Origin of the sequence: uncultured Sphingomonas sp. (assembly GCF_937871615.1) — a bacterium.
Lineage (GTDB): Bacteria > Pseudomonadota > Alphaproteobacteria > Sphingomonadales > Sphingomonadaceae > Sphingomonas.
Genome location: NZ_CALMPA010000023.1, coordinates 103,506 through 126,372, shown reverse-complemented (window position 1 = coordinate 126,372; position 22,867 = coordinate 103,506). Strand labels below are relative to the sequence as shown.

The 22,867-nt window shown below is 64.5% G+C and carries 20 protein-coding genes and 2 tRNA genes; 16 read left to right on the top strand and 6 right to left on the bottom strand.

The window, feature by feature from the left end:
* Positions 1-19 precede the first annotated feature (19 nt).
* Complete coding sequence (locus tag Q0316_RS06820; protein ID WP_298670784.1) at positions 20-901, bottom strand: LysR family transcriptional regulator; 882 nt, start codon at positions 899-901, stop codon at positions 20-22.
* Between the two features lie 127 nt (positions 902-1,028).
* Between Q0316_RS06820 and Q0316_RS06815 the strand changes: the two genes are divergently transcribed.
* The 4 genes from Q0316_RS06815 (at position 1,029) to Q0316_RS06800 (ending at position 6,754) form a co-directional block, all read left to right on the top strand.
* Complete coding sequence (locus Q0316_RS06815) at positions 1,029-1,352, top strand: UrcA family protein (protein ID WP_298670783.1); 324 nt, start codon at positions 1,029-1,031, stop codon at positions 1,350-1,352.
* Positions 1,353-1,435: 83 nt separating this feature from the next.
* Positions 1,436-3,193 (top strand): single-stranded-DNA-specific exonuclease RecJ, encoded by a 1,758-nt coding sequence (gene recJ, locus Q0316_RS06810; protein ID WP_298670782.1) that lies wholly within the window; start codon positions 1,436-1,438, stop codon positions 3,191-3,193.
* A gap of 62 nt (positions 3,194-3,255) precedes the next feature.
* Positions 3,256-3,330 (top strand) — tRNA-Glu (locus Q0316_RS06805).
* Between the two features lie 457 nt (positions 3,331-3,787).
* On the top strand, positions 3,788-6,754 hold the full coding sequence (locus tag Q0316_RS06800; RefSeq protein WP_298670781.1) for a TonB-dependent siderophore receptor: 2,967 nt from the start codon (positions 3,788-3,790) through the stop codon (positions 6,752-6,754).
* Between the two features lie 298 nt (positions 6,755-7,052).
* Here the strand turns inward: Q0316_RS06800 and Q0316_RS06795 are convergent, their stop codons facing one another.
* Together Q0316_RS06795 and Q0316_RS06790 are read right to left on the bottom strand one after the other, a co-directional pair.
* A complete protein-coding gene (locus tag Q0316_RS06795; protein ID WP_298670780.1) occupies positions 7,053-8,240 on the bottom strand; it encodes a cupin domain-containing protein in 1,188 nt (395 codons plus the stop codon).
* 107 nt (positions 8,241-8,347) lie between these two features.
* A complete protein-coding gene (locus tag Q0316_RS06790; RefSeq protein WP_298670779.1) occupies positions 8,348-9,823 on the bottom strand; it encodes an alpha-L-fucosidase in 1,476 nt (491 codons plus the stop codon).
* Positions 9,824-10,089: 266 nt separating this feature from the next.
* On the opposite strand from Q0316_RS06790, the gene Q0316_RS06785 reads away from it, so the two are divergent.
* Positions 10,090-10,269 (top strand): hypothetical protein, encoded by a 180-nt coding sequence (locus Q0316_RS06785; RefSeq protein ID WP_298670778.1) that lies wholly within the window; start codon positions 10,090-10,092, stop codon positions 10,267-10,269.
* 9 nt (positions 10,270-10,278) lie between these two features.
* Complete coding sequence (locus Q0316_RS06780) at positions 10,279-11,469, top strand: NAD(P)/FAD-dependent oxidoreductase (RefSeq protein ID WP_298670777.1); 1,191 nt, start codon at positions 10,279-10,281, stop codon at positions 11,467-11,469.
* On the opposite strand, the gene Q0316_RS06775 is transcribed toward Q0316_RS06780, so the two are convergent.
* Complete coding sequence (locus tag Q0316_RS06775; protein WP_298670776.1) at positions 11,466-12,299, bottom strand: methyltransferase domain-containing protein; 834 nt, start codon at positions 12,297-12,299, stop codon at positions 11,466-11,468. The two genes, Q0316_RS06780 and Q0316_RS06775, sit on opposite strands and share 4 nt — an antisense overlap.
* A gap of 104 nt (positions 12,300-12,403) precedes the next feature.
* Between Q0316_RS06775 and Q0316_RS06770 the strand changes: the two genes are divergently transcribed.
* From Q0316_RS06770 to Q0316_RS06750, 5 genes are all read left to right on the top strand, one after another.
* The gene (locus Q0316_RS06770; RefSeq protein WP_298670775.1) at positions 12,404-13,129 is read left to right on the top strand and encodes a ComF family protein; all 726 of its coding nucleotides are present in this window, start codon (positions 12,404-12,406) and stop codon (positions 13,127-13,129) included.
* Between the two features lie 32 nt (positions 13,130-13,161).
* A complete protein-coding gene (gene grxC, locus Q0316_RS06765; RefSeq protein WP_298670906.1) occupies positions 13,162-13,419 on the top strand; it encodes a glutaredoxin 3 in 258 nt (85 codons plus the stop codon).
* Positions 13,416-14,243, top strand: a complete 828-nt coding sequence (locus Q0316_RS06760) for a carbon-nitrogen hydrolase family protein (protein WP_298670774.1) — start codon at positions 13,416-13,418, stop codon at positions 14,241-14,243. The genes grxC and Q0316_RS06760 overlap by 4 nt, the downstream gene beginning before the upstream one ends.
* Positions 14,240-14,668 carry a DUF1178 family protein gene (locus Q0316_RS06755; RefSeq protein WP_298670773.1) on the top strand — a complete coding sequence of 143 codons (429 nt, stop codon included), beginning with the start codon at positions 14,240-14,242 and terminating at the stop codon, positions 14,666-14,668. Before Q0316_RS06760 ends, Q0316_RS06755 begins: the two co-directional genes overlap by 4 nt.
* Positions 14,669-14,822: 154 nt before the next feature.
* A tRNA-Arg gene (locus tag Q0316_RS06750) sits at positions 14,823-14,899 on the top strand.
* Positions 14,900-15,072: 173 nt separating this feature from the next.
* On the opposite strand, the gene Q0316_RS06745 is transcribed toward Q0316_RS06750, so the two are convergent.
* Positions 15,073-15,333 (bottom strand): SWIB/MDM2 domain-containing protein, encoded by a 261-nt coding sequence (locus Q0316_RS06745; RefSeq protein WP_298670772.1) that lies wholly within the window; start codon positions 15,331-15,333, stop codon positions 15,073-15,075.
* Between the two features lie 188 nt (positions 15,334-15,521).
* Positions 15,522-18,407, bottom strand: coding sequence for a TonB-dependent receptor (locus Q0316_RS06740; RefSeq protein WP_298670771.1), 2,886 nt, complete (start codon positions 18,405-18,407; stop codon positions 15,522-15,524).
* 232 nt (positions 18,408-18,639) lie between these two features.
* Between Q0316_RS06740 and folE the strand changes: the two genes are divergently transcribed.
* The 5 genes from folE (at position 18,640) to Q0316_RS06715 (ending at position 22,661) form a co-directional block, all read left to right on the top strand.
* The gene (gene folE / locus Q0316_RS06735; protein ID WP_298670770.1) at positions 18,640-19,254 is read left to right on the top strand and encodes a GTP cyclohydrolase I FolE; all 615 of its coding nucleotides are present in this window, start codon (positions 18,640-18,642) and stop codon (positions 19,252-19,254) included.
* Positions 19,254-20,000, top strand: a complete 747-nt coding sequence (locus tag Q0316_RS06730; RefSeq protein ID WP_298670769.1) for an SDR family oxidoreductase — start codon at positions 19,254-19,256, stop codon at positions 19,998-20,000. Before folE ends, Q0316_RS06730 begins: the two co-directional genes overlap by 1 nt.
* Positions 19,993-20,343, top strand: coding sequence for a dihydroneopterin aldolase (locus Q0316_RS06725; protein ID WP_298670768.1), 351 nt, complete (start codon positions 19,993-19,995; stop codon positions 20,341-20,343). The genes Q0316_RS06730 and Q0316_RS06725 overlap by 8 nt, the downstream gene beginning before the upstream one ends.
* Before the next feature lie 96 nt (positions 20,344-20,439).
* The gene (ettA, locus tag Q0316_RS06720; RefSeq protein WP_298670767.1) at positions 20,440-22,119 is read left to right on the top strand and encodes an energy-dependent translational throttle protein EttA; all 1,680 of its coding nucleotides are present in this window, start codon (positions 20,440-20,442) and stop codon (positions 22,117-22,119) included.
* Between the two features lie 2 nt (positions 22,120-22,121).
* The gene (locus Q0316_RS06715) at positions 22,122-22,661 is read left to right on the top strand and encodes a hypothetical protein (protein WP_298670905.1); all 540 of its coding nucleotides are present in this window, start codon (positions 22,122-22,124) and stop codon (positions 22,659-22,661) included.
* Positions 22,662-22,867 lie beyond the last annotated feature (206 nt).

The window sequence follows — 22,867 nt, the reverse complement described above, 5'->3', positions numbered from 1 at the left end:
CATGTATCAGCCGCCCGTATCAGCCAATGTGCCGCGGGATACGCGGCGCGAGAAAATCAAGCACGGCGCGGATGCGCGGTTCGCCACGGAGCCGTTCATGATAGACGAGCCACAAGCTGACGGAGACGCCCTCAAGCGGCGGCAGGCAGCGGATCAGATCGGGGTCGTTATCCGCCGCAAGGCACGGCAGCACGGCCAGCCCCATCCCGGCGCGCACCGCTGCGAGCAGCCCGGTCGATGAATTGTGGTGCATCACCACCTGGCCTTCCAGCCCGTGCTCGGTGAGCCATTCGAGATATTGCGCCCATACCCCCGGCTCGCCGCCGCCGATGAACGGCGCGCGCGCCAGCTCGGGCAGATGCCGGGGAACGCCGTGCTGCTCGGCATAGGATCGGCTGCAATAGACCGTCCACGGATCGTCGGTCAGCCGGCGACAGATCAGGCCGGCGCCGGTCGGGCTGTGGCAGACGCGCAGGGCCACATCCGCCTCTCCGCCCGCCAGATCGCGCACGTCCTCGCTGGTGTCGATCTCGATGCGTATCTCGGGGTGGGCGGTGCGCAGGTCGCGGACGATCGGGGCCATGAAGGTGAAGGCGAAGATCGGCGACATGGTGAGGCGAACAACGCCTTCCGCCGCCCGGCGCAGCAACGCCGCCTCATCGGCCACCCGGCGAATCGCATCTTCCGCCGCGCGCGCATGGGCGAGCAGGGTTTCGCCGGCGGGAGTGAGCGAATAGCCGCTTTGCCGCCGCTCGAACAGGGTCAGGCCCAGCGCCTCCTCCAGCGCGGCGATGCGGCGCGCGGCGGTCGTCTGGCTGACCTGTAGCGTGCGCGCGGCGGCCAGCGTGCTGCCGGTTTCGGCCACCGCCAGAAAATGCCGGATATCGCCCCAGTCGTGCATCGCGCCATTCTGCACTTTTGCAGAATGAGTCGGCAACATCGTTGTTCGTCATCCGGGGGGCAGGGGGATTATATGGGGGCAGCGCCGGCGCCGACGCGAACGATTTTCATCCCCGGAGACCATCACAATGAAAACGATCCTTGCGCTCGCGGCCTTTGCCGCGGCTTTCACCGGCGCGCCGGCTTTCGCCCAGAGCGTCGAACCATCGCCCTCGATCGCGGTGCATCATGCCGATCTCGATCTTGCCCGCGCGCATGACGTGCGGCGGCTCGATCATCGTATCGCCGGTGCGGTGATCCGTGTTTGCGGCGAGGCTTCCAGCGCCGATCTGGCGGGCGAGATCAACGTCACCCGCTGCCGTGCGGAGACGCTGGCGGTCGCCACCGCCCAACGCGAAGCACTCGTCGCCGCGAGCCGGCAGACCCGGCTCGCCAGCGCGGCGGTGCGTTGATCGCGTCGCCAGACGGTCCGGGCGTGCGTGTCCACGCGCACCCGGGCTGTCGCAATGGCGGTGAAACGTGCCAATAGGGAGCGATGACGGCTCCTGTTCTTGGCGTTGAACGCTCGATCCTCGGCCAGCCCTGGCGCTGGCGCTCCCTCGCGGCGGACCAGCGCGAGGATTTCGTGCCCGACGATCTCATTACGCAATTGCTGCTCGCGCGTGGCTGCCCGCGTGACGCGCTTGAGCTGCATCGCAATCCCACGATCCGGGGCTTCATGCCCGATCCGTCGATCTTCCGCGACATGGATCGCGCCGCTGTGCGTTTGGCGGATGCGATCGAGGCGCGCGAGCAGGTCGCCATCTTCGGTGATTATGATGTGGATGGCGCCACATCGGCGGCGTTGATGATCCTGCTGCTGCGCGAGCTTGGGCTGGAGGCTCGCCCCTATATCCCCGATCGCCTGATGGAAGGCTATGGCCCGTCCGGCCCGGCGCTGGTGCGGTTGGCGGGGGAGGGGGCGACGCTGATCGTCACCGTCGATTGCGGCGCGCAGGCGTTCGACGCGCTGGCGGCGGCGAGCGCGGTGCCCGTTGACGTGATCGTCGTCGATCACCACCAATGCGCCAGCGCGCTGCCGGTGGCCCATGCGCTGGTCAATCCGAACCGGCTGGATGAGGGGGAAGGGCGCGCGCACGGCCATCTTGCGGCGGTTGGCGTGGCATTCCTGCTTGGTGCAGCGCTCCTGCGCGAATTGCGCGGGCGCGGCTGGTTCGCGGCGCGCGCCGAGCCGCGGCTGATGGAACTGCTCGATATCGTCGCGCTCGGCACGGTTGCCGATGTGGCGCAGCTTCGCGGGCTCAACCGCGCCTTTGTCGCACAGGGGCTGAAGGTGATGGCCGCGCGGCGGAACATCGGCCTTGCCGCGTTGATGGAGGCTTCGCGGCTCACGCGCGCGCCGACCGCGACCGATCTCGGCTTCGCGCTTGGTCCGCGCATCAACGCCGGTGGCCGGGTTGGCCGCGCCGATCTTGGCGTGCGGCTGCTCACCACGCGCGATCCGGTCGAGGCGCGTGAGATCGCGGAAGAACTCGATCGGCTCAATGAGGAGCGGCGCGCGATCGAGATGGCGGTGCAGGAGGCCGCCGAATCGCTGCTCACCACGGATCGCGCCGTAACGGTGGTTGCTGGCGAGGGCTGGCATCCCGGCGTTATCGGCATCGTCGCCGGGCGGCTGAAGGAAAAGCTCGGGCGGCCCGCGATCGTCATCGCGCTCGATGAGGCGGGGGTAGGCAAGGGCTCCGGGCGGTCGATCGCCGGGGTCGATCTGGGGCAGGCGGTGCTCGCCGCGAAGGAGGCCGGGCTGCTCGTCGCGGGCGGCGGCCACGCGATGGCCGCCGGGCTTACGATCGACGCGGCGAAAGTGCCGGCGTTCGCTGAATTCATCGAGGAGCGGCTGGCCGAAAAGGTTGCCGTCGCGGCGGCGGATCGCGCGCTGCTGGTCGATTCGGTCCATGCGCCCGGCGGCGTCACACCCGAACTGGTCGCCGCGCTGGAGGCCGGCGGCCCCTATGGCATGGGCTGGCCCGCCCCCCGGGTCGCGATCGGGCGGGTGCGCCCGGTGCGCGTCGATATCGTCGGCAACGGGCATGTCCGCGCGATCGTTGCCGGAGACGACGGGCGCAGTTTCAAGGCGATGGCGTTCCGCGCCGCGGATACGCAATTGGGGCAGGCGCTGCTCGGCGCGGATACGCATCGCAGGCTGTGGCTCGCCGGGCGCGCAAGGGTGGATAACTGGGGGCAGCGACCGGCGGCGGAGCTTCATCTCGACGATGCGGCATGGGCCGATTGATTTTTGATCGTTTGTTGCCTTGACCGCGCGGCTTAGCTCGCCTAACCGCCCTCTCGCCCAACGGCCCCTTCGTCTAGCGGTTAGGACGCGGCCCTTTCACGGCTGAAACACGGGTTCGATTCCCGTAGGGGTCACCATATTGATTTATGGGCTTTATTTCTCGCCTCCTTTAGTGCGCCAACCCCTTGTGGGGCAAAACAGCCCATTCAGTCAGGTCGCTCGTCGGTTGGGTTGATATCGAAGAGTGCCGAGATGCTTCGGGGCGAATTTGGTCCAGATCGGCCATTTTCGCGGTATCAGAAATATTAATTTGTTGAATCAATTGCCTATCTGAGGCGATTCTTTCTCGTAACATTCCTGGCAAGTGGCCGCGTGCTCATTGAGAGCGCGCACCCGCATCTTGGTGCCGGCTACCCATCATTCCGGCAGCAATGTTGCCGCAATGTAACAGCGATGACACACAATGGTTACAAAATGGCCGATCCGTAACCTTTCTGTTGTCGTGCGCGTGCGCTCTGACGCAATAGGCAATGTCGCCGCGATTTTGTGTATGGCGACACCATGAGGGGGAACTCAATGAATTTACGTCGTAATATGATGCGATCGAGCGCGCTTGGCGTTCTGGCGCTGGGGATGTGCGCGATTTCCGCGTCGCCCGCGCTGGCGCAGGCGGCCGAAGGCGGTGCGGGGGGCGCGAACGCCGAGCAGAACGATATTGTCGTCACCGGCTCGCGCATCTCTCGCCCGGATTTGGAGAGCGCCAGCCCGGTCAGCGTGATCTCGGCCAAGGACATCGCGCTCCGCCAGCCGGCTACCGCCGAAGAATTGCTGCGCGACATGCCGGCGCTGCGTCCGAATATCGGCCCAGGCGTGAACAACGGCTCGGACGGTTCGGCCACGCTGGAACTGCGCGGTATCGGCGCCAACCGCACGCTGGTACTGCTTGACGGTCGCCGTCTGGTGCCGTTCGGCCTCGATGGCCTTACCGACACCAACAACATCCCGGTTGCGTTGATCGAGCGCGTCGATACCCTGACCGGGGGCGCATCCTCGACCTATGGCGCAGACGCGGTTGCCGGCGTTGTCAACTTCGTCACCAAGCGCAACTTCAAGGGTATCACCGCATCGGCGAACTATCGTGTTTCCGAAAAGGGCGATGCGACCCGGCTCAAGGCGGACATTGTGGTTGGCGCGTCACTTGACGACGATCGCGGCAATGTTGTGCTGAGCGTAGGCTACACCAAGGCCGATCCGCTTGCGACGATGGCGCGTTCGATCGGTGCATTCCCGATCAGTTCGACGACCGGGCAGTTCCAGGGTGCCACCGCTGCGCTCGTCACGATTTTCGCTTCTCCGTCGAACGCCAAGCTCGGCCTGCCGGCAAGTTCGTTCGGCGCGGTGGTGAATCCGGCCACGGGCCTGCTTCAGGCTGCGACTGCCGCGGATACGTTCAACACGAACATCGGCACGTATTTCCAGACTCCGCTGGACCGTATCAACGTATACGCATCCGGCCGTTATGAAATCACCGACGGTGTCGAATTCTATTCGACCGCGATGTTCACCCGCAATCTGGTCCGTCTGCAGCTCGCCTCGTCGGGCACGTTCAGCAACACCTATCAATTGGCGCTGAACAACCCGTATATTCCCGCGGGTATCTTGTCGCAGCTCTGCTCGGGCAGCGGCATCTCCGCCGCAAACTGCGCCACGGCGGCTGCCGTCAAGGGTGGGCCTGGCACTGCCGGATATATGGAAATTCCGGTGATCGCTCAGCGGCGTATCACCGAAATGGGGCCGCGCGGCAATCCGATCGAATCGCAGATGTTCCAGGTCGTCGGCGGCTTCCGCGGCTCGATCATCGACTCGTTGCGATATGACGTTTCGGCGCAATATGGCGAGACGACGCAGAACCAGACGCGCGAGCATTGGGGTTCGTTCAGCAAGGTTCAGCAGGCGCTTCGTTCGTACAAGAACGCCGCCGGCCAGTATGTCTGCGCCGATACGAGCAATGGTTGCGTTCCGCTCAACCTGTTCGGCCCGAACGGCAGCATCACGCCCGATCAGGTTGGCTTCATCGACCTGAGCGCGCTCATCAACCGCAAGGTTCGTCAGACGGTAATCACCGGCAACGTCACCGGCGATCTGTTCACCGTGCCGCTTGCGGATCACAAGATCGGTTTCGCGGTCGGCGGCGAGTATCGCAAGATTTCCGCGCGCAGTATGCCGGACAGCGCATCGCAGATTCAGGGCGAAGTGCTCGGCACCGGCGCACGTACTCCGCCCGATTTCGGCGAGTATAGCGTCAAGGAAGTATTCGGCGAAATTAACGTGCCGCTGGTGGAGGACAAGCCGTTCTTCTATCGCTTGGCCGCTGAAGGTGGAATCCGCTATTCCGACTATACCACGACGGGCGGCAGCACGACGTGGAAGGCCGGGGGCACCTGGGAGCCTTATCAGGGCTTCAAGTTCCGCGGCACCTACACCGTCGCCGTGCGCTCGCCGAACATCCAGGAACTGTACCAGTCCCCGGTGCAGAGCCTTGGCAACCTGACCGTTGATCCGTGCTCCGGCGCGGTGAGCGGCGCTCTGGCCGCGCTTTGCGTCGCGACCGGCGCACCGGCGGGAACGATCGGCTCGATCCCGACGCCAACCTCGAACCAGATCAACACGACGACCTCGGGCAACCGCAACCTGAACGTGGAGCGTGCGCGCACCTACACGTTGGGCGCGGCGATTACGCCGTCGTTCCTGCCGGGCTTCTCGCTCACCGCGGACTATTTCCACATCCGCATCCGTGACGCGATCACCCAGCCGGCGCAGTCCGACATTCTGAACGGCTGCTATTCGACGGCGCTCAACCCGTCGCTGTCGTACAATTCGTTCTGTCAGCTCATCAAGCGCAACCCGCTGACGGGCAGCCTGAACGGCGCGGGTGAAACGCCGGGCGTGATCCTCAGCTATTCCAACCTCGGCGTGATCGAAACCGCAGGCTGGGATTTCGGCATCACGCAGCGGGCACGGATGGAAGACCTTGGCGTCAACGTGCCGGGCAATCTGACGATCAACTTCAACGCGACGTTGCTCGACTATTACCACTTCCAGGCGAACCCGAACTCGATCAACCGCGACTGCACCAGCTATTACAGCTCGGGCGGTTGCACCAACCCGCGTGCGAAATGGCGTTGGACTGGTCGCTTGGGCTATGGCACCGACACGTTCGATGTGTCGTTGCTCTGGACACATGTGAGCAGCGTTTCGCTTGAGCCGTATCTGGCCACGCGTCTGCCGGGCGACGTCCCGCAGCCGGGCGGGCCGAACCCCGCCACGATCCTGCAGGCGTTCCGCAGCATCCCGGCGTACAACTATTTCGATCTGGCCACGCGCGTGAGCCCGGTCGACAACCTCGAACTGTCGCTGACGGTCAACAACCTGTTCAACAAGCAGCCGCCGCTCGTCGGCAACGGCGTTGGCGGGACGACCTACAACGGCGGCAACACCTTCCCGACGATTTACGACGTGATCGGGCGGTCGTTCACCATCGGTGCGCGTCTGAAGTTCTGATCGAAGGCGGTCAGTCCAACTCTATCGGGGGCGCCGCGCAATCGGCGCCCCTTTTTTTGGCCTCGGCCAGCCGGCGCGCGGCAATCGGCGCACCCGAACCCTGTTCAGGAAAATCCGGCCATATCGTTCCCTTGCCATCCGCTATCGACAAGCGATCCAGTCCGGATGGCGCCATTTATCGTCTTCCGCCCGCATGCGGGAAACTTCGGTAGTTCAATCATTTGGGTGCGATATTGGTCTTCTCCCTCCATCTGGCGGGGGGTGAAGCCGTGTCCGGGAATGGCGCGAGCGGAACTCGTCAGTCCGGCCCGGTCGGATGTTCGAGGAATCCGCTCGTCATCAGTCGCTCGACGAGTGCGACGCGGATTTCATCGGGGATCTCGCCGGGCAGATCCGCAATCCGGAACATTGGGGTGGCGCTGATGAAGCGCAACGCCTCCTCCACGCCGCGATGGATGTTGATGTGCTCGCCCGGCTGGCAGAAGTCGATCATCGCGGGCGTCGCCAGCATATAGCACATCGCCAGCGGGTTATGCTGGACGATTGAGGACGCGGAGAGCGGGAGCGCCGGCGATCCGCCCGCAAGCTTCGCCATGCTTCCGATCGTGCGTGACGAACGGCGCTGCAACGCCGCGTCGACGAAATCGGTGGAGCGGGTTGCCTGAAGCAAACGCTCCAGTGCCGCTGCGATGTTTTGCGATAGGGCCGCCCGGTCGGCGGGCGCGTCGATTCTGCCGAGCGCGCCTTCGCGCAGCGTTCGATCCTGATCGGACAGATGGTCGAGCGCGGCGATCACGGCATCCCTGAGCGTCACGGGCGTGAAAATGATCGAGAGGTGCAGCGATTCCGAATGCGAATGCACCGTATGCGGCGTGCCGCGCGGCACATACAGGAAGTCGCCCGGATTAAGGTCGATCGTGCGATAATTGCCGAGCGCGGGCTGCACCTCCGCGACATCGCGCCAGGCGTTGTGCAGATCGCTCGGATCGGACGAGATGAGCCACCTTTTCCGCCCGGCCAACTGAATGATGATATTGTCGTTATCATCATAATGGATCGGCGCACGTGCGGCATTCGCGCTCCAGAACAGCGAGGCTTTGACGGGCTGGTGGAGCATGAATTCCAGCGCGCGGGTAAACTGGCTGAGCGCGGGCGACAGGGCGGTAACGTCCGGAATGCGCACGGTGTAGCCGCGCGCGTGGAACGCCGCGATCGAGGCGTGAAAGGCGGCTTCGCTGTCAACCGGCAGTGGGCGCGGCGGCGGGCCGGTCGGCGATTCGGCGTGACAGGCGAGTTGATCGCCGTGGGTGGCAAAGGCTTGCAGGAGGGTCTTTGCGGGATCGGCGCCGAACAGGTGCCGCCGGGCATGATCCGGCCCGCCGGGCAATTCGACGAGGGACTTTCCCATCAGTTCGTCGAAAAAGCGATCAATAGGGAGCGGCGCGAAAATCGCCGTCAACGTCGCGCGGGCCTGTTCAAGAATCACGGGGCACGTCCTCTTATCGCCGCGATAGTCCTTATGGGGGCGTCAGGCGGCTGACAAATGCCCGATCGAGGGATGCGGGAGCGTGCGCGGTGCCGGCCATCAGTTCCTTATGTTATCGGCGCCGCACCATCGGATGTCTCAACCGCGATCGCGGTGCCGATCGGGTCGGCGCAAGGGCTGGCGAAGGTGAGCAGCAAATCGGTGCCCCGCGCCTGCAACGTCACCGGGCTGCCGTCATCAAGGCGGCGTGCCCGGCCTGTAATCGGCAGGTTCCTCACAGCCACTTGCATCGACGAGACAGGCCCCTTGAGGATCAGGTTCAGGCGCCCCTTGGCCGCGGTGAAGCGCACGGCCTGTCCGCAATCGGTTTCGCCATCGGATCGTGTCCATGGCCGGGTGCCGTAAATCGCTCCGCCGTTCGCGCGCAGCCATGCGCCGAAACGCTTGAGGCGGTTTAGCTGTTCGCCGGGTATCGACGCATCGGTTCCGCGTGGGCCGACGTTCAGCAGCAGATTGCCGTTGCGCGCCACCGCGTCGATGAAATCATGGATCAGCGTCTCGGCGCTGGCGTAATCGGTGTCCGTATCATTCCGGTTGAAGCCGAACGAATGGCTCATGCCGCGGGTCGATTCCCATTTCTTGGCCTGGATTTCGCTGAAGGCGGCATATTCGGGGGTGCGAAAATCACTATGCGGCACCGGCGGCGGAATGATTCCCTTCGATTGCTCGGCGCCCGATCGGGTTATCGCGGCCTTGATCTTGCGATCGACATAGCGGCGCACCAGCGGAATTTTGAGCAGATCGCGCCGAAGGCTGGTGGCGACCCAGCGATCGTTGACCACGCCATCGGGCACCGCGCGATAATAATCGGCGAACAATTGATATAATGGCCCAGGGCGCGTCGGCCACGAAATGTCGTTCCAGAGCACTGATGGTTCGTATCGCTCGATCAGTTCACGCACCTGCGCCATGGCATAAGCTGGATAATCGCTGCCGGGCGTGGAGGCGAGGAAGTCGCCAAGCGTGCGCATCGGTCGCCGGTTGAAGGTCCAGTCGATCCCGCCGGAATAATAAACGCCGAAGCGCAGGCCCGCAGCGCGAACCGCATCGGCCAGTTCGCGGACGATATCGCGCCTGGTGCTCCAGTTCTTCTCGTGTCGATTGGCGATCCCGCTTGGCCAAAGGCACAAGCCGTCGTGATGCTTGGTGACCAGCACGACATAACGCGCACCCGCGTCGCGGAATGCTTCCGCCCATGCGGCGGGATCCCATTGCTTCAGGCCATCTTCGAACGGTTGCTTGAAATCCGTATATGGCGCGTCGCGGTAATTGGCGGCGTGGAACTCGGCCGAAGGCGTCCCCGGCACCTTGATCGCGTTCCAATACCATTCGGTGTAGGGCGCCAGGGCGACGGCGCGATCATAGTCGCTCGCGAACACCTCTCCGATCGAGCCGACGCGCGGCGCGAAACCGGGAATGGCGAAGGCGCCCCAGTGAATGAAAATTCCGAACTTCGCGTCCTCATACCAGGCCGGCACCGGGCGGGCGTTGAGTTCGGCCAGCACGGGATCGGGGGTGGCCATCAGCAGCGCCCCGTGCGACGCGCAACGCGCATCGGCGCGGCCATCATCTGGCGAGCGCCCCGGCAATTCGTGCGGCGGATTTCCCGTCCATCATATCCCCCCAATTCATCCGGTCATCTTCGTGACCGTGTCTCGCCGGTGCGCGGACGCTTGCCAACGTCAATAAATATATTGAAATAGAATTATATATGCAACGATAATTATATCGCGCCCGGAGACCAGCGCCGCGCCGTTGTTCAAATCGAGTTCGGATCGTAAAGAGCGTCATGGCCGAACGCTTCGAACGACATCGCCAGCCGTGGCGCCCCGATGAAATCCAGAAACTCCATACGCTCGCAAAGAAGGGCATGGCGCTGAAGGCGATAGCCAAGGCGCTGACGCGCAGCGAGGAATCGGTGAAGGAGCGGGCCAAGATCGACGGGCTTTCGATCGCGAAGCTTCACTGAACCACGCCAATGTCGCTCGGGGATTATGATGCGATCGTGCTCGGCGCGGGGGCGGCCGGGCTGATGTGCGCGGCGGTCGCGGGGCAGCGTGGCCGGCGGGTCTTGCTGATCGACCACGCCGATCGGCCGGGCAAGAAAATCCTGATCTCGGGCGGTGGCCGGTGCAATTTCACCAATATCGGCGCCACGCCGGATCGCTTCCTTTCCGCGAATCCGCATTTCGCGCGTTCGGCGCTCGCGCGTTACCGGCCTGCCGATTTCCTCGAACTGGTCGAACGTCATCGCATCGCGTGGCATGAAAAGACGCTGGGGCAATTATTCTGTGATGGCTCGGCGCGGCAGATCGTGGAGATGCTGCTCGACGAATGCGATTCCGGCGCGGTGGAACTGGCGCTGGGCAAGCCGATAACGTCGATCGACCACGCCGATGCGCGCTTCCGCGTGACATGGGGCGGGCGAACGGCGCGGGCGGCGGCGCTTGTCGTGGCGACGGGCGGGCCATCAATCCCGAAAATGGGGGCGAGCGGATTTGCTTATGATCTCGCGCGCCAGTTCCGCCTCAAGGTGGTCGAGCCGCGCCCGGCGCTGGTGCCACTCACCTTGGGCAGCGACGAGCAATTGTTCCGAACCTTGTCGGGCGTGTCGGCGGAGGTGGTCGCCAGCGCCGGCAAGGCGGCGTTCCGCGAAGCCGCGCTATTCACCCATCGCGGCCTTTCCGGCCCGGCGATCCTCCAGGCCTCGTCCTATTGGCGGCACGGTGAGGCGATCGGCATCGACTTCCTGCCCGATCGCGCGCCGGGCTGGCTGAGAGAAGCCAAGCGGATGACCCCGCGCGCGACGCTCGCCCGAACGCTCGGCAAGGCGCTGCCCGAGCGGCTGGCGGTGGTGCTGTCGGATCGGATCGGGCTGGCGGGCGACCTCGCTAATCTTGCCGATGCGAAGCTGACCGCTGCCGAACAGATGCTCTCCGTATGGCGGTTCGCGCCGAATGGCACGGAAGGTTATGCCAAGGCGGAGGTAACCGCCGGGGGCGTGAGCACGGCGGCGCTTTCATCGCAGACGATGGAGGCTCGTGCGGTGCCGGGCCTTCATTTCATCGGCGAGGCGGTGGACGTTACCGGCTGGCTGGGTGGCTACAATTTTCAATGGGCGTGGGCGAGCGGCTGGGCGGCGGCGCAGGCGCTGGGCGATCGGGGCTAATTCTTCTTTCCGATCGCCGCCGCTAGCGAAGCCGTCGCGCTGCCGCGACGCGCGGGCATTGGTTGATCGGGCGAGGGCGCCCAGGCTGTAAGATAGAGGATTGCGAAACGCTCGGTCGTTCGGCCATCCGCATCGGCTTTCGCGGCAAAGGCGGCGGCGGCTCGGGCGAGAACATCGCGACGCATCGCCCGGCGCTCGGCGAGCAGATTGCCGGCGCCCATCCCCCGCAGATCGTCAAGCAGTCGCCCGAGGCTGCCGTAGCGCACGTCGAGAATCTCCACGTCCGCCACCGGCAGCGCGAACCCGGCGCGCACCAGCAGATCTCCGGCTGCGCGCACGTCGATTTGCGGATGAATGCGCGGCGCTGGGCGATCGCCCTCCGCTTCGCGCAGCGCGGCGCGTAGCGTGGAGAGGCTGCCGGCACCGGCGAAGGCGGCAAGAAACAGACCGTCCGGTCGCAATGCGCGTCGCGCGAGCGTCAGCGCGCCGGGCAGATCATTGACCGTATCGAGCACGCCCGCCGATACGATCAGATCGAACGAGCCATCGGCGAAGGGCAGGCGATCCTCATCCGCCTGTACGCCGCCGGACATTGCGGCAAAGCGCCGCCCCGCATCGAGCCGCGTGATCCGTGCGCCGGGGAACTGCAAGCCTCCGCCAAAGCTGCCGAGATCGAGTATGTCGCGAAATTCGCGCTTCACGCTTCCCAGCCGATCGACCAGCCCTTCGATCATCGCGGCGCGCAGGAAATCATGCCCGGCATAGGATGCGGCGATGCGATCGCGGCGCAGCCGGCGTGCGGCGCGATCGAAGATTTCAGGCGGGCGCATGGCGAAATCGGTCCTGTCAGGCGGTTCGCGCGAAAGCCGCGCGACCGGCGGCTTGTGCCCCCACGCGATCGGCGGGACAAGGGCGGATGGGAAAGGGGGATGCGATGCGTGAGGCGATGCGGCGGATGCTCGCGCTGGCACTGCCGCCGCGCTGCCCTGGCTGCGGCGCGGTAACGGCGGCGGATCATCGGCTGTGCGCGGCATGTTGGGGCGATCTTCGTTTCATCGGCCCGCCATGGTGCGCGGCCTGCAATGCGCCGTTCGCGTTCGCTCGCGGCGATGGCGCGCGATGTGGCAATTGTCTCGCGGAGCCCCCTCGGCATAGCGGCGTGCGTGCGGCGGTCGCCTATGGCGATGTCGCGCGGGCATTGGTGCTGAAGCTCAAATATGGCGGCCGCGCGGCATATGCGGAAACGATCGCGCGGCAAATGGCGCGATTGGTGCCGCCGGAGGCGGATTTGCTGGTGCCCGTGCCGCTGCATCGCTGGCGGATGTGGCGACGCGGATACAATCAGGCGGGGTTGATCGTGAACGCGCTTGGCGGCTTGACCGCGCTTGCGCAGGACCATCGCACGCTGGAAAGAATCCGCGCCACGCCGATGCTGCGCGGGCTTGGTGCGCGCGGGCGCCGGGCTGCGTTGCGGGGGGCGTTCCGGATCGTGCCGGGGCGTGAGGATCGCGTCATCGGGCGCGCGGTGGTGCTGGTCGATGATGTGCACACCAGCGGCGCCACCGCGAACGCGGCCACCGCGATCCTGCTTGCGGCGGGCGCTGCCTCGGTCACGATATTATGCTGGGCGCGCGTGCTGGATGACGTGGAGCCGCATTGACAAGCCTGGCGGTGGACCACAATTCATCGGGCATGGCGAATGTCGAAATCTACACCAAGGCTTTTTGTCCCTATTGCGTGCGCGCGAAGCGGTTGCTCGCGGACAAGGGCGTCGAACCCGTCGAATATGATATCACGCTCGGCGGGCCGAAGCGCGCCGAGATGCTGGAGCGCGCGAACGGGCGCACCACCGTTCCGCAAATTTTCATTGACGGCCATCATGTTGGCGGATCGGACGATCTCGCCGCGCTTGAGGCGAACGGGAAGCTTGGCCCGCTGCTCGCGCCGTGAAGATCGCGCTTGCCCAGATGACGACCGGCGTTGATCCGGTGCGCAATGCGGCGGAACTGGTCGATGCCGTCCATGCCGCTGCGCGTGCTGGCGCGGTGATGCTGTTCACGCCCGAGATGTCCGGCCTGCTCGATCGCGATCGGGCGCGGGCGGGCGCCGCGATCGTTGATGAGGGGGAAGATCGCGTGCTCCGCGCGGTTCGTGCCGCCGCGGCGGAGGCGAGGATATGGGTCGAGTTGGGTTCGCTCGCGCTGCGCGGCGGCGAGGGCGGGCGTTTCGTCAACCGCAGTTTCGTGATCGACGCGGCGGGCCAGATACGGGCGCGCTACGACAAGCTTCATCTGTTCGACGTTGATCTGCCAAGCGGCGAACGCTGGCGCGAGTCGGCTGCTTACGCTCCCGGCGCGTCAGCCGTGGTGGCGGATTCGCCGCTTGGCCGGATGGGGCTGAGCATCTGCTATGATCTGCGTTTCGCGGGCCTTTATGCCGCGCTGAGCAACGCCGGCGCGACGCTGCTCAGCATTCCGGCGGCCTTCACTCGCCCGACAGGTGCGGCGCATTGGCATGTGCTGATGCGGGCGCGAGCGATCGAGTTCGCCGCATTCGTGATCGCCGCGGCGCAAACCGGAACGCATGAGGATGGCCGCGAGACATACGGGCATTCGCTGGTGGTCGATCCGTGGGGCGAGGTGTTGCTCGATATGAAGGATGCGCCCGGCCTCGGCTTTGCAGACCTTGATCTGGCCGCGATTGATCTGGTGCGCGCGCGTGTTCCGGTGATCGCGCATCGGCGGGCAATCCCTCCGGTCGAGGTGATGTCGTGATCGTTTTTGATTTGCGCTGCCCGGCGGAACATGTCTTCGAGATATGGTTCGCTTCATCGGAGGCGTTCGAGGATCAGCGGCGCAAGGGGCTGATCGCCTGCCCGATATGTGGCGCCAGCGATGTGGCAAAGGCGGTGATGGCCCCGCGCGTTTCACCAAAGGGCGATCGCGCTGCAACACCTTCCCCCGCGCAAGTGAAGCAGGCGCTCGCGACGCTCGCGGCGGCGCAGGCCAAGGCGCTGGAGGGTTCGCGCTGGGTGGGGAGCCGGTTTGCGGAGGAGGCGCGTTCGATGCACCTCGGCGAGCGCGAACATGCCGCGATTCACGGGCAGGCGACGCCGGCAGAGGCGAAGGCGCTGGTCGATGAAGGTGTGCCCGTCGCAGCACTTCCATTCGCGACGCAGGGGCCGGAGACGCTGAACTGACCCGAAAGCGGGTGGCTCCGGCCCTGGTGCGTAGGTCGAGACTGTCTTGTGCCTTCTCGCGCTCGTTTCGGCGCGGTGACGCCGGGTCGCGGAGGAGTGCATGATCCGCTCAATTGACCGCGCCCGGAGCAGCCTATAGGGCCGGAAGCGGCAAGTCCCCGTAGCTCAGCAGGATAGAGCAACGGTTTCCTAAACCGCAGGTCGGAGGTTCGAATCCTCTCGGGGACGCCAGCTTTTCCCGTGATTGCGCAACATCGGCGCGGCGCGCGCATATAATTACGGCTGCTGACCACGCGCCACTTTTTGAACGCACGCTCATTCGCAATAGTATCCGGGCCATTGAGCGGAGCGGCACGTAGTAGAAAATCGGCGCCGATCGGGTCGACCGGCGCCGAGCAGCGTTGTCAGGCTTTAACGTGCTGTGAGATGTACTTGTTCATCTCGAACATCGTGCACTTGTCCCGACCGAAAACCTTCTTCAGCTTTTCGTCTGCGATGATTTCGCGCTTGTTCTGTGGGTTTTGCAGGTTGTGCGACTTGATATATTCCCACACCTTGCTGATTACCTGGCTGCGGGGCAGCTTGTCGTTGCCGACGATCGCGCCCAACTCCGCGGAGGGCTGGACGGGGGCGTGGATGCCGCCGCTCTTGGTAGTCGTAGCCATTATATTCCTTCCTGTTGCGCCGGTTGAGGGGCTTCTTTCGGAATCACGCCTTCTGGAGCGCGCGACGCTTGTGCGCCGCCTTTTCCACAATGTCACGTGTTAGCGTGACGGTGGAGGGGTTTCGCGGTGCCTGTGCGGTGAATCGCTGGACATCCCGGCCCGCGCGAGCGGACCGGGATCGCCATGGCTCAGAACCGGAACCCGGCCGCGACGCCATAGCGGCGCGGTTCGAGCGTGAAGATATTGGTGAACAGGCCCGACGACTGATCGGTGAGATACGCGCCGGTGGTGGCATTGTTGTTGAAGATATTCTGGATGAAGCCGCGCAGGAACCAGCGATCGGCGACGCCATTGAGCTGGATCTGGGCATTGGCGACTTCATAGCCCTGAATACGATTGATCCGGCCATTGAAGATATTGGCGTAGCTTTCGCCGGTATAGGTGATGTCGAAGCGCGGGACGATGCTCATCCCGTTCGAGAAGTCGAACGTCTTCTCGATGCCGGCGGAGAATTTCACCACCGGCGCCTGCGGCAGTTCGTTGCCCTGGATGCTTTGTGTGACGCCATCCGCCAGCACCTGGACGCCATAGCCCGCCAGCGGCCCCTTGGCGAGGCTGGTGAGCGCCGAGCAGACGCTGAACGCCCCGGTGGATTTGATATTGCCGTCAGCCGGGAACGCGGTTGGCCCCTGGAGCGTCGGGCTTATCAGGCTGTTGGCCATGGTGACGAACGCATTGGTGGCCGCCGCGTTGCCCGCGACATTGGGGATCACCGCGCAGTTCGACGCGTTGGTGATATCCTTGATGATGACCGCATCCGAACGCCCGCCACCCGGATCGCGCTGGTTCACGAACTGTTTGGAGGTGGTGACCTTCGTGTGAAGATAGCTTGCCGCCATGTTGATCGACCAATCGGGCGCCGGGCGGAAGAAGGCTTCCGCCTCTACGCCGTAGATATTGGCGTCGATATTGTCGTTCACCGACGTCCGCGCGACGATGCGGCTGAGCTGCAGGCCTTTGTATTTATAGTAGAAGCCCGTGAGGTTCAGCGTGAAGCGGCCACCATCGAAGGTGTTTTTCGAGCCGATTTCAAAGGCGTCGACCTGTTCCGGTGCGAAGGTTGACGGCACCGTCAGCCCCGGCACCTGCACCGGCGGATTGAAGCCGCCTGATTTGTAGCCGCGCGAATAGGATGCGTAGAGCAGATGATCCTTGCTGAACTTGTAATCGAGCACGGCGCGCCCGGTGACACGATCGAACCCGACATTCTGAAGATTATATGGCGGGACGCCCGGTATCGGCGAGTTGAACGCGCTTCCCGTCTGACCATAAGGTGTCAGGAAGGTCGCCAGAGTCGACCGTGAGGCCACGTTCTTCTTGTCATTGTTATAGCGCAGGCCAATCGTGAGCTTGAGCTTGTCGTTCACATCATAATAGGTTTCGCCGAAAATCCCGTAGGATTTGAGCGTGAACGACGCGGTGTTGTTATAGAAATACGGCGATGCAAGATAGGACGGCGGGGCGCCGGCGCCGAGCGACGTGAAGCTGCCCAGCAGGCCGCTGATATAATCCAGCCCGAACGCGTTGACGTAATAATCGCCGTTGCGAACCGTTCCGTGGACGTAGATGCCGCCGAGCAGGAAGTTGAACGGCCCATCGAAATTGGAGGAGATGATGCCTTCCGCCGACCAGTCATGCGTTTTCTGATCCGAACGGTCGAACGCCAGCGGCACGTTGCTGCAATTCGCCTGCCCGCCGAAAACGCCCATGCCGTTGTCCACCGGCTGCGATGCGCACAACACGCCGGTGGGGCCGTTCGGCATCAGCGCCTTGGCGAGAGGGGTGAGATAGGCACCGACCGCCGGGCCATAGGCGCCGCCCGCCGCCGCAGCGAGATTGTTGAGCGCGGGCTGGATCAGCGCGCGGTTCTGGACGCCAAGGTTATAATCCTGCGACGAATCGACCAGCGTTTCATGATAGAAGCCGGTCAATTGCGCCTTGATCGAGCCGAAATTGTGCTCGACGCGGCCCTGCAACTGCAATTCGTTGGTGCGATAGGACGGGGTGTATGCGGTGTACACCTGCCGGACATCGGGCAGAATCGGATTCCCGGTATAGCTGTCCGCGCCATAGACCGAGCCGAGGGCGAAATTGCCCGGCGCCGGAATACCCTTGACGCTCAGCAACTGGACGCTGCCGAGCACGCCGGTGAGCGTCGCGTTGCTGTTGACGCGGCCCGCATCGAGCCGGTTGTTGAGGCAGCCCAGCACGCCGGTCGGGTCCGTCTGGCAGAGCTGCTTCTGGATGCGCAGGCGATTGTCTTTTTCGTAAAAATAGTTGCCGATGAATTCGACGGTGGTGTCGATCGTCGGCTCCCAGCGGATCGAGCCGCGCACCGCCCACATATCGCGCCCGTCAAGCTTCTGGCCGTTATATACGTTTTTCGTATAGCCATCGCGATTTAGGTAGAAGCCCGCGAGGCGCACCGCCAATGTGTCGGTGAGTGGGATGTTGACCATCCCCTTGGCGCGAACGGAGTTGTAATTGCCATATTCCGCCTCTCCGGAGGCGGCGAGTTTATCGGTGCGGGGCTTTGCGGTGATGAAATTGACCACGCCCGATGTGGCGTTGCGACCGAACAGCGTGCCCTGCGGCCCGCGCAGCACCTCGACACGTTCGAGATCGAAATATTCGGTTTCGAAGATGCGGGTGGCGAGCAGCGGCGAGCCGTTCAGATGGATCGCGGTGGCCGCGTCGCACGAAATGCCGACGCAAAGATCGCCGATGCCGCGAATCGTGAAGCTCGATCCGGTGAAATTGCCCTTGGAGAAGGTGATGTTGGGCAGGGTAAGTTGCAGATCGGAGGCGTTGTCGATCTGCTGCTTTTGCAGCGCCTCGGCGGTGAAGGCCGAAACCGCGATCGGCACCTGTTGCAGCGTTTGCGACTGGCGCTGCGCGGTGACGACGATATCCTGCGGCATCGTGCCGGTTCCCGGTTGGGCTTCCTGTGCCCAGGCGGGAGCGGCAAAGGCCAACGTCAAAGCAGACGCGGCGAGCAACGTGGATTTGGTCATATGCATCCCCCTCCTACGGTCCGCGCCGGTCTATTGCCGGTTTCGCGGGTTTGATGGTGCGGTATGGAGACTAACCCTCGGGAATTTGCACAGTCAAACGAAATTACGACATGGCGGCAAACGAGATTATGCGACTGTGGTGGAAAGGAAACAGTTGCATTGAAGGACTTAATTGCCGACCTATTGTCAGGTATTTTTCGCAAATGCGGTATGATGGTTCAGGGAGAAGGACGTGAATGACAGAACCCCCAACGACCGGCTGGGGCCGGACGGCAAGATCGAAGTGCCCGATGCCGTAGCGGAAGCCGTGCGCACGCTGCTGCGCTGGGCGGGGGATGACCCGACGCGCGAGGGGCTGATCGACACGCCGCACCGGGTGGCGCGGGCATGGCGCGAATATTGCGCCGGCTATGCCGATGATCCCGCGCGCCACCTTTCGCGCGTGTTCGAGGAGGTGGGCGGATATGACGAAATCGTCCTGTTGAAGGACATTCCGTTCCAGTCGCATTGCGAACATCACATGGCGCCGATCATCGGCAAGGCGCACATCGCCTATCTGCCGAAGGATCACGTCGTCGGCATTTCGAAGCTGGCGCGCGTGCTCCATGCCTATGCGCGGCGGCTTCAGGTGCAGGAGCGGCTGACGGCGGAAGTCGCCGATTGCATCTGGAACGGGCTGGAGCCGCAGGGCGTCGCCGTGGTGATCGAGGCGAGCCATGCCTGCATGGCGGCGCGCGGCGTGCGCACCCCCGGCGTGACGATGGTGACGAGCCGGATGATGGGCGTGTTCCGCGATGACGAGCGTAGCCGCAAGGAGGTGCTGGCGCTGATGGGGCAGGGCGGCTGATGCAGCGCAATGTCCTGATTACCGGCGGCGCCAGGCGGCTGGGCGCGGCGATCGCCCGCGCGGTCGCGGCGGCGGGGCACCGTCCGGTGATCCATTTCGGGACATCGCGGGCCGAGGCGGAGGCGCTGGCGGGCGAAACAGGCGGGGCGATCGTCTCGGGCGATCTCGCCGATCTGGCGGGGGTGCCGGCGCTGTTCGCCCGCGCCGCGGATGCCGCGGGCGGCGTGATCGACGGGCTGGTGAACAGCGCGTCGGTCTTCGCGTTCGACCGGCCGGAGCGGGTCGATCCGGTGCTCGCGCTCAGGCTCCATGCGATCAATTGCGTGGCGCCCGCGCTGCTTGCACAGGCGCTGGCCGCGCAGCCGGGGCTGGAGGATGGGGCGGTGGTCAACCTGCTCGATCAGAAGATCGCCAATCCGAATCCGGATTTCTTCTCCTACAGCCTCACCAAATATGCGCTGGCGGGCGCGACCGAGATGATGGCGCAGGCGCTGGCGCCGCGCGTGCGGGTCAATGCCGTATCGCCGGGGCTGACGCTGCCGAGCGGCGATCAGAGCGCGGCGGAGTTCGATCGCGTGGCGCGGGCCAATCTGCTCGGGCGCCCGGTGGGGGCGGCGGAAGTGGCGCGCGCGATCGTCTATCTGCTCGACGCGCCGAGCGTCACCGGCCAGAATCTGTTCGTCGATTGCGGGCAACGATTCCTGAAACGCGATGGCGATGTGATGTTCGAAGGGCGTGATGGCTGAATATACGACGATACTCGACGGGCTGGAATTGCGGATGCAGCTTGGCATCCACCCCCATGAAGCGGTGCCGCAGCGGGTCTGCCTCACGGTGGAGATGACGGTGGATTATCCCCAGCCGCCGCGCTGCGACGAAATCGGCGAGGTGCTCGATTACGATTTCGTGCGCGAGGGGATTCGCGCGCTGGCCGAAAAGCGCGGCTTCGCGCTCCAGGAAACGCTGGTGGAGGCGGTGGCGGCCCTGTGCTTCGAGGATGCGCGCGTGCGGCGGGTGCGCGTCCGCTCGATGAAGCCCGATGTCTATCCCGATGCCGCCGTGGGATGCGAGATCGACCGCAGCCGCTGACACGCCGCCCGCCCGAATTGCCAACCGCCGCGCGGGCGCCTACATGGCGCCCAAATCCAGCAGACAAGACCTGATCGACGGAGCGACCGAACCGCCATGGCCGTGCAATACACCTATGTCATGAAGGGTCTGACCAAGACCTTCCCCGGCGCCAACAAGCCGGTGCTCAACAATATCCACCTGCAGTTCATTCCGGGCGCGAAGATCGCGATCATCGGCCCGAACGGCGCGGGCAAATCGACGCTCATGAAGATCATGGGCGGGATCGACACCGAATTCAGCGGCGAGGCCTGGGCCGCGGAGGGCATCCGCGTCGGCTATCTGCCACAGGAGCCGCAGCTCGACCCCACCAAGACGGTGATCGAGAACGTGCGGCTCGGCGCCGGCCCGGTGGTGGGCATGATCGAGCGGTTCAACGCGATTTCCGCCGAAATGGGCGATCCCAAGGACGATACCGATTTCGACGCGCTGATGGAGGAAATGGGCGATCTTCAGGCGAAGATCGACGCCGCCGACGGCTGGAGCCTCGACAGCCAGCTCGAACAGGCGATGGAGGCGTTGCGCTGCCCGCCGTCCGACAGCGCGGTGACCAACCTCTCCGGCGGCGAGCGCCGCCGCGTGGCGCTGTGCCGCCTGCTGCTCGAAAAGCCCGATATCCTGCTGCTCGACGAGCCGACCAACCACCTCGACGCCGAAAGCGTGGCGTGGCTGGAGAATTTCCTCAAGGAATATACCGGCAACGTCATCCTCGTCACCCACGATCGCTACTTCCTCGACAATGTGGTGAACTGGGTGCTCGAACTCGATCGCGGGCGTTACTACACCTACGAATCGAATTATTCGGGCTATCTGGAGAAGAAGGCCAAGCGGCTGGAGCAGGAGGAGCGCGAGGAGGCCGGCAAGCAGAAGGCGATCGCCGACGAACTCGCCTGGATGCGCCAGACCCCCAAGGCCCGCCAGACCAAATCCAAGGCCCGTATCCGCGCGTTCGACGAACTGATGGCCGCGCAGGAAAACCGCGCCGTCGGCAAGGCGCAGATCCTGATCCAGATCCCCGAGCGGCTTGGCGGCAAGGTGATCGAGGCCAAGGGGCTGACCAAGGCCTATGGCGACAAATTGCTGTTCGAGAACCTCGATTTCATGCTGCCGCCAGGCGGGATCGTCGGCGTGATCGGGCCGAACGGCGCGGGCAAATCGACGCTGTTCAAGCTCATCACCGGGCAGGAGCAGCCCGACGGCGGCACGATCGAGGTGGGCCAGACGGTGAAGCTCGGCTATGTCGACCAGAGCCGCGACGATCTCGATCCCAACAAGAATGTGTGGGAGGAGATTTCGGACGGCCTGGATATCTTCCGCTTCGGCAAGCAGGAACTGGGCACGCGCGCCTATGTCGGCGCGTTCAACTTCCGCGGGCCGGATCAACAGAAGAAGGTCGGCCAGCTTTCCGGCGGTGAGCGCAACCGCGTGCATATGGCGAAGATGCTGAAGGAGGGCGGCAACGTCCTGCTGCTCGACGAGCCGACCAACGACCTCGACGTGGAAACGCTGCGCGCGCTTGAGGAGGCGCTGGAAAGCTTCGCCGGCTGCGCCGTGGTCATCAGCCACGATCGCTTCTTCCTCGATCGCCTGTGCACCCACATCCTCGCGTTCGAGGGCGACAGCCATGTCGAATGGTTCGAGGGCAATTTCGAAAGCTATGAGGAAGACAAGCGCCGCCGCATGGGCGACGCCGCCGACCGCCCGACGCGGCTGGCCTACAAGAAGCTGACGCGGTGAAGATGCGCACGGGCGCGGACGAAGCCGCCGCGCCCAAATACAGCCATATCGAGCGGGAGCGGCGGTTTCGCGTCGATCCGGCGCTGCTGCCGCCGCTTCCGCGCGATCACATGCTGATCGAAGACCTGTATATTTCCGCCACGCGCATCCGCCTGCGCCGGATGACCGACAGCGCGACGGGCGAGATCGCCCACAAGCTCGCGAAGAAATATGACGCGGCCGATCCGCTCGCCCGCGCGATGGTCAACGCCTATCTGACGGCGAGCGAATATGCGGTGTTCGCATCGCTGCCCGGTCGCCCGATCGTCAAGCGACGCTATCCGGTGATGGCGGGCGATGCGGAATTCGGCGTGGATGTCTTCGCGGGCGACCTCGATGGGCTGGTGCTTGCCGAGATCGAGGCGCCCGACGCCGCCGCGCTGGCGGGCATCCCGATTCCGGCGTGGACGGTGGGCGAGGTGAGCCATGACCCGCGCTTCCAGGGCGGCGCGCTGGCCGCGCTCGATCGCGCCGCCGCGCGGGCGTTGATCGCCGCCGTTTAGGGCGCATCCTTAGGGCCGACGCGACATTCAACCCATGCCGGCCTGCAAATGGCGGTTTCCCGCGCTTTTCGGTGCTCACGTACCTTTAGTACGCTGCGCTTGCGGGTCACGAGAAACCACCATTTTCGGCTCGACCTGACCTGAATGTTGATTGGCCCTAGGCGTAGCGGCTGGCACGAGCCGCCATGCGAAATCCGCTCGCGGGC